Origin of the sequence: Neptunomonas sp. (genome assembly GCF_016744175.1) — a bacterium.
In the GTDB taxonomy this organism is placed as follows: Bacteria; Pseudomonadota; Gammaproteobacteria; order Pseudomonadales; family Balneatricaceae; genus Neptunomonas.
In genome coordinates, this window is record NZ_JADGEV010000063.1 from 11123 (window position 1) to 18114 (window position 6992).

At 40.5% G+C, this 6992-nt stretch carries 7 protein-coding genes; 2 read left to right on the plus strand and 5 right to left on the minus strand.

The annotated features are described in order from the left end of the window. The coding region (gene tssJ, locus QZZ55_RS18560) for a type VI secretion system lipoprotein TssJ (protein WP_293268914.1) at positions 1-463 on the plus strand (463 nt) is incomplete at its 5' end. Positions 464-466: 3 nt separating this feature from the next. On the opposite strand, the gene QZZ55_RS18565 is transcribed toward tssJ, so the two are convergent. Beyond that, positions 467-751, minus strand: a complete 285-nt coding sequence (locus tag QZZ55_RS18565) for a hypothetical protein (RefSeq protein ID WP_293268915.1) — start codon at positions 749-751, stop codon at positions 467-469. Positions 752-1215: 464 nt separating this feature from the next. On the opposite strand from QZZ55_RS18565, the gene QZZ55_RS18570 reads away from it, so the two are divergent. Next, positions 1216-2445 carry a LysM peptidoglycan-binding domain-containing protein gene (locus tag QZZ55_RS18570; protein ID WP_293268916.1) on the plus strand — a complete coding sequence of 410 codons (1230 nt, stop codon included), beginning with the start codon at positions 1216-1218 and terminating at the stop codon, positions 2443-2445. Between the two features lie 11 nt (positions 2446-2456). Here QZZ55_RS18570 and QZZ55_RS18575 read toward each other — a convergent pair whose 3' ends face one another. The 4 genes from QZZ55_RS18575 to QZZ55_RS18590 all read right to left on the minus strand — a co-directional run. Further along, positions 2457-3473, minus strand: a complete 1017-nt coding sequence (locus QZZ55_RS18575; protein ID WP_293268917.1) for a hypothetical protein — start codon at positions 3471-3473, stop codon at positions 2457-2459. After that, positions 3470-4492: a polysaccharide deacetylase family protein gene (locus QZZ55_RS18580; protein ID WP_293268918.1), complete on the minus strand. Its 1023-nt coding sequence runs from the start codon at positions 4490-4492 to the stop codon at positions 3470-3472. Before QZZ55_RS18580 ends, QZZ55_RS18575 begins: the two co-directional genes overlap by 4 nt. Next, positions 4464-6194, minus strand: a complete 1731-nt coding sequence (locus tag QZZ55_RS18585) for a serine/threonine-protein kinase (RefSeq protein WP_293268919.1) — start codon at positions 6192-6194, stop codon at positions 4464-4466. Before QZZ55_RS18585 ends, QZZ55_RS18580 begins: the two co-directional genes overlap by 29 nt. Positions 6195-6554: 360 nt before the next feature. Continuing rightward, on the minus strand, positions 6555-6992 hold a 438-nt coding region (locus QZZ55_RS18590; protein WP_293268920.1), incomplete at its 5' end, for a hypothetical protein.

A 6992-nucleotide genomic window follows, 5' to 3' on the forward strand; every position in this document is an offset into this window, starting at 1 on the left:
TAAAACTGTAATGTTACTTTTAGTAATCTCTGTAATAACAGGCTGTGCAGGTAAAATATTTGAAGACAAACCAGGGAAATTATTGATTCAGGTTCACACTAGCCAAGATCTAAACCCTGATATAAACGGTAGGCCCTCTCCTATTGTTTTGTATATATTCCATCTTAAATCAGATAATTCTTTTACCAACGCACCCTTCTTTAAACTATATGAAAACAGCCAAGAAACACTAGGAAGCGATCTAATTGATCAACAAGAAATTGAGGTTTCTCCTAGCCAAAACATTACTTTAGATACAAAGAAGTTAACATTAGATACACGCTTTATTGGTATTTTGGCAGCTTATAGAGATCTCGATAATTCAGTATGGCAAAGCATTACTCCCACCCCGCTTAATAAGAAAATACACATAGATATAAATTTAGAGCGTTTGAGAATGACAACCGCCGTGGAAAACCGCTAACAACTATCCTTCGCAAACATATTTTAATGCAACCTCATCATCTGTTGAGTAGGCATAACAGCCATCCCAGGAAGAGCCAGACGAAATGGCAACGAGTTTGACTTTCCCTTGGGAGAACTTCACTTTACCAAAAGCCTCTAATGATGCTTCCCTGATCTCGTTTTCTGCAATGTAATTTTTCCAGCGCTCTTTGTCTTTTTTCTCGATTAAACATCGAGTATCACTCGCACGTTTCATCTCTTCAATCAAAACGTAGTAGTCTACATCTACTATTCTTGGTTGCCCCATCTAACCTCCACTGCAAGCAACAATTGAGAATTATAAAGAAAACTCTACTGCTGAAGCATTAAAAAGATAACTACATCATTTAAAGGTAATTATTACAGTTGATTAAAGCAATATCCAGAAGAATAGTGACAGACATTTTCATTCATAACACCCTCAAATAATACGTCGATAAAATGCAAGCGCTATACGAAATATACTGGCCCAACAATCGATATAATACATTAAAACTAAAAACATTTTGTTAACACATTATACCTGTTGAGGGATTGTTACATTTGGGAGTTGAATTAACGAGTCTGCTATAGTAGTTTCTAAGTAGGGCTTAAATATACGACTGGGTCGGATTTAGCTATACGCTATAAATGGAAAGTTCTAAACAAATACACTTTCTCGTAAAGTCCCCTATACCCAAGCGCAGCAAGCCTTAAGCTGAGGGATAATAGCAAAATGGGATGGCCATAAAGATGAGCGACACTACTGGTAAATCACCACAACGTTCAACAATGCAAAAGTCTCTAACAACCACTTCTTTAATTATACTATTTTGTCTTTCTCTTAGCGCTTGCCAAGTCACAAACACGGTATCGAAAGCCGATGAAGACATATCACAAAAACCTGAAATAAACTATTTGCCCCAGCCAGAATTAAAGCCCTCAAAACGCTTTACGCTCGCCGTCAATTTATTAGAATCCGGCCAACCTGAGAAAGCCAGAGTTGAATTGGTTTCGTACTTAAATGAGAAGCCTAAAAGCACGAAAGCCAAAGAAATAATCCGTCAAATTGATACTCCGGTAACAACTTACTTCCCACAAAAGCACTTTAACGTTACATTAAAAAAAGGTGAGAGCCTATCAACTCTATCCAGAGACTATCTTGGCAATCTCTATCTTTTTTATGCACTAGCCAAATACAATAATATTACAGTTCCTTCGATGATCGATGCTGGCCATACTATTCGTATACCTAGCACGTCAAAAGCACTCAAATACAAAGCATCCAAGAAGCCCTCAACGAAGTCAGAAAAAAAAACATCGCCTCCACCTAAAAAAGCAGTACCGAAAACCGCAAATGAAATTACAAGTATTGCGCAAAAACCACAGCAACCAAAAGTGCTTGAAACTACTCCAGAAGTAGCAAAGGTAAGCAAAGTTATTAAAGCTCAACCCACTCTGCCGATTGAACCGAGTAAAGCATCACCGCCTGATTACTTGGAACTCATGTACGCTGCATTAGAGAAACGTGATTATGCTTCTGCAACAGAGAACCTAGAACAGCTGTACATGAAAAATCTAATTACACCTGAAATCGAAAGTAACTCAAGCGAAATTTATGTCCGTGGAGCTCGTGCGCTCGAAAGTAAAAACCCCAAGTTAGCTTCAAAGTACTATTTAAAGTCAGCAAAACTTCAAATCAAGCACGGCCAACAAGAGCAATCTATCCCCTCTCTACAGCGCAGTTTGGCCTTAAATCCAAATAACCAAGCCGCTAAATCAATCTACCGCCCTTTACAGCAAAAACTAACAGACCAATACCACCGAAAAGCGTCAATTGCATATCGTAAACAGGAATTAAATAAAGCCATCACTCTATGGAAACGCGTGCTGGAAATAGACCCAAATCACAATGCAGCTAAGGCCTACATGGCTCAGGCTCAAGAATTAAAAGCAAAGTTATCCAAGCTAAATAATGAATAGCTCATTAGCAGTTAATTTGCTTTTTTAATAGATACTAAGTTTTTTTGAATACGGTAGGCTTTCTCTAGTTCGTATTTCACTTCTGAAAACTCTTCATCATACTTCAATGCTTCTTCCCACAAAGCAATTGCTTGATCTATATCTGAGTAGAGTAGCTCTCGGCCAGATGCAAAAAGTTTACGAGCAAGTTCATCATTCACTCTGTGAAAGAGCACCAGCACTCGCCCATTGGGATCAGGGTACTGAAGTGCTCTCTTGATATGAGATCTTGCAGCATGCAACCGCCCTTGTTTTCTAAGGGACTGAGCCAGCACAATATTTGCTTCTGACAACCACCCCAGTAGTAATTGTGGTAAAGCTTGATCAGTCTCTATTTTTTCGGCTTTGTTCAAGAGCGCTTGATACTGACGCTTCTCATATAACCGTTGAAATTGATCTATCCTTATATCATCATTTTTTTTCTGCTTAGGAGCTACAAGTCTCGAACTGGCACTTATCTTTTTAGGAGTAGACTTACTTTTTTGCGTTACTTTTCTATCTTTGTTCAAAGCCCTCTTTTTACTTACTGCCGGTAGGGTAACAACCTTTCTATGTTTTATACCTTTCGATAATTTTGTTGCCCCAGTAAACTGACGAAGCATCGCTAAAGCTTCTGTATGTTCAGGGTTTAAGGACAATACTCTCAATAACGATTTTCGTGCTGAGGTTAACTTCTTTGCCTTTAAATTCTTTCGCACCTGCTGAATCAAAACAGATGTTTTTTTATCAATCTGTTGTTCTAGATGGTCGATTTCCTTCTTTGCCTGTAAATCATACGGATCTAAACTGGCAATAATACGCCAATGCAGTAGAGCCTGGTGCAACTGACCGTTGTTTTTCAGCTTCTTTGATGATGCAAAGTGATATTCTTTAAACTTAGCAAGTTCATCTTGCTTAGCTGTATAGCTTGTCCACGACGAAGGATTGCTACCGCATGCCGACAGCATTAAAACAGAGAGCAGTACACCTTTTTGTCCCAGCTTCTTCACTCAAAGCTCTCCCGGCGAAAAACCTGAAGCTTACGCTTAAATGAAGCCAAGGTATCATCCCCATAAACCATTGTTCGACGTAATAGGTAAGGATTAGCAAAGGAAGGGTTACCGCCTCTATTGACGGTTACTGCCATGCGAATTCCTTGTTTCTTCAGTGCTTTTACAGCTTTCTTATTAGTATCGCCGTACGGATATGAAAAAATATCTACAGGGTGTCCCAAACGTTTTTCCAGTGCTTTACGTGGCGTGCGAACTTCGCTCTCTAATCGCTTTAGATATCCAGGGCCAGAATTAGTAAGCTCAACTAAGGACGCATGGCTTTTACTATGAGACTGAATATCTACTAGGCCACTATCACGCATTATTTTCATCTGCTTCCACGTCAGAGCTGCGGGAGCTCCTATAAAATCGGTGTAAACAAATATCGTCGCTGGAAACTCGTACTCTTGAAGGAGAGGAAATAAAACATCATAGGTTGAGCGATAACCATCATCAATCGTAATCACTACTGAGCGCCGAGGTATTTCTTTTCGCCCCTGTAAGTAGTCTTCAACATCTGACATACGTATAACATGATACCCTTGGTCAGCTATATACTGCAGCTGCTGCCTTACCTTATGTTGAGTGAGCTCAAGTTTACTTCGGCTTTTATTAGCAGCGGTAAATCGGTGATAACAAAGAATGGGCATTGTACGATAACCATTAGGATAAACACCTAAAGGATTCAGCACACGTCTAGGTGCAGCTATCAATGTTCCACCAGCGGGATCAAGCTCGGGGTTGATCGTACTAAGCCTATCAGCCTCGACTGAAGTTCCGTATATTCGCTTGGCGAGCGTTTTGTAAGTATCCCCGGGGAAACTACGTATAACTTGAAAATTATCGTCTTGAGTAACATACCCCGGTGTTAATCTAGGCGAAAAAGCTGAGCAGCCCGCAAGCAACAATGTCGCAACAACACAGCCCAGCACTTTTAAAAGCAAGTCATTACCCCTTTGCAATCCTTGTTTTATCATTATCATCAACACTTGCATCCTGCTCTGATAAGGGCTGAACATCCCCCTGACTTGCATACTCAACGTCCGGTTTAACTTCCGTTTCAACATGTTTAACGGTGGGCAAGTCATCTTCATTGATTGGCTTTAATTTATTCTGCACTTTATCGGCCATATCATTAAACAATCGAAATAAATCACCGATTTCATCATTGCGCTGATTTGAAATACGCCGGTCTAACCCTCCAGCCGTGAAATCTACCATTGCCCTTCGTAAAGTCTTTAGCTGCTGCGCAATAAGGCGTCCAAAAATAAAGAGCACGACAACTACCGACAGTAACGTTACTGCTCCTACTGCTAACAACAACCCCGTTGCCACTTGCTTAATTCTATCTAAATTATCCTGCAATAATCCCAATTGAATCCGGCCAACCTCGGTATCACGAAACAGAATAGGAGTATCAAAATTAAATACTCTCTGGCCGCCCTCTAGTGCAAGGCTTGTCACACGTGTTCCTCCTTGCTGCTGAATCATTTGGCTGTTTTCAGCAACAGGTAAAGGTTTCCCTAAAAGACTTGTATCCATCGCCCCACGCACTATGCCGCTATGATCTTGCACAATAAGATATTCAAACGTCTTTCGGTCACTCGTATCCTTCACAAGAGATTCAAGAGAGATCCAATCTTCACCTAATACGGGTATAGAGCTCTCGGTGGCTATAAATTGGGCCAGTGACATACCTGAGTCCACGGCATGCTCAGTTAACGCTTCTGATTGAATACGCAGCACAACAAACATACATATCCCCAATACCATGGCAACGACAGAGCCCATGATAAGAGTCCATTTAATATAGAGAGGCATGTATTTGTGTTTTTCTTCATTTAAGGCGTCTAACTCCCACCGCATTGTGCTCGCTAGTTCTGCACCACTAGAAGGACGGTCGTTAGGTTTTTTTTCTAATAAACGATTTAATATATGCTGTACACCACTGGGGATATCTTTTGAGAGATGACCCATTAATTCAGGTTGTTCTTGAGATATTTGAACCATTAGAGTGATAACAGACTGAGATTTAAACGCTTTTTCCCCCGTAAGCATTTCATAAAAAACCACACCTAAAGAAAACAAATCTGAACGGCCATCTATCGCTTCACCTAAAGCTTGTTCGGGCGACATATAGCGGGGAGTGCCAAGCAAAGTACCTACCTTTGTTTTCTCACTACTATCTGTATCATCTCGATGAGCGATACCAAAATCGGCTAACTTAACCGTCTCCCCATCGGGCATAAACAATACGTTTTCAGGCTTTACATCTCTATGAACGATTCCGTTATTGTGGGCATAATCGAGGGCTTCGGCGAGTTGTAACATGATTTTTAAAGAATACTTAATATCGAACAACTCACCACTTTCGAGTTTTTCACCAAGAGTAAGCCCTTCTATTAACTCCATAACGATATAAGGCGTTTCTTCGTATCGGCCGACATCAAAGATTGTGACTATATTGGGGTGGGATAGAAAACCCGCTGCCTTAGCTTCACTAAGAAAACGGTTAAAATACTCTTCGTCATGACAATTATTTTTTTTAAGTACTTTAATAGCAACGGTACGATTTATCTCGCTATCAAATGCTTTATAGACGTGAGCCATAGCCCCAGATCCAAGCAACTCATCAATGCGATAACGACCAATGTATTTATCCTTTAACTCAGATGCCATAACACTGTCCTTTGCTCTTCATCCAAAAAGATATGAATCTTTGGAAAGGCCTATATCTATATAGCTGATCATTTTTCATACTATCAGAAAGCATTCTATTTACAAACAGATGCGAGCGCATCACACATTAAACTGGACTAATAACCACTATCAAATGCGATTACTGAAAAGAAGAAAAAGTCCAACAACAGCGAATACAAACGCTATTCTAAGCCATATTTTTGCTTGTAATGTGAAGCTGCTATGATGCTTAACATAAGAAATCATCGACAATCCCCCAAAGATACTTCCAAGCACTACAAAGAAAATGTCCAGATAGTCTACAAACATAACTAAATCCCCACTTTCACAAGGTGTATCTTATAAGAGTTTCACCTGTCGCCTTCCTGGAGCACGAGTCTCTATGAATGGTAGCCCAAGAAGAGCTAACTCCATAGCTGCTGCTGTACGTTGTCGCTGAAAGCCTTGGCGGAGTACATCTCTGCACTGCTGCTCAGATAATGGCTTACCACACAAATAACGTACTCCGGATCGGAAATTAGAATTATTACTCTGCCACCATTGCAACAACAAGGTGCGATTGGGCCAAGGAAGGTCCATATCCTCATCCAACGTTACATTCTCGTCTGCTGGGTCCTCCGTTGGGCCCGAACTAAAACCTTCAGGCTTGTTTACATCTAAGTCCTGATAAGCCAGATCGATACCCGTAATCATACAAAATGCTTCGCCAGCCACCCTAGATACTTCTGGGTCTTCCATGTATTTCAATAATCCAGGAACCCAAAATGGATCCCCGCT

Bases quoted from the DNA above. Each gene is read 5' to 3' on its own strand.
- QZZ55_RS18565 (WP_293268915.1), bottom strand. From the start codon at position 751: ATGGGGCAACCAAGAATAGTAGATGTAGACTACTACGTTTTGATTGAA.
- QZZ55_RS18570 (WP_293268916.1), top strand. From the start codon at position 1,216: ATGAGCGACACTACTGGTAAATCACCACAACGTTCAACAATGCAAAAG.
- QZZ55_RS18580 (WP_293268918.1), bottom strand. From the start codon at position 4,492: ATGATAAAACAAGGATTGCAAAGGGGTAATGACTTGCTTTTAAAAGTG.
- QZZ55_RS18585 (WP_293268919.1), bottom strand. From the start codon at position 6,194: ATGGCATCTGAGTTAAAGGATAAATACATTGGTCGTTATCGCATTGAT.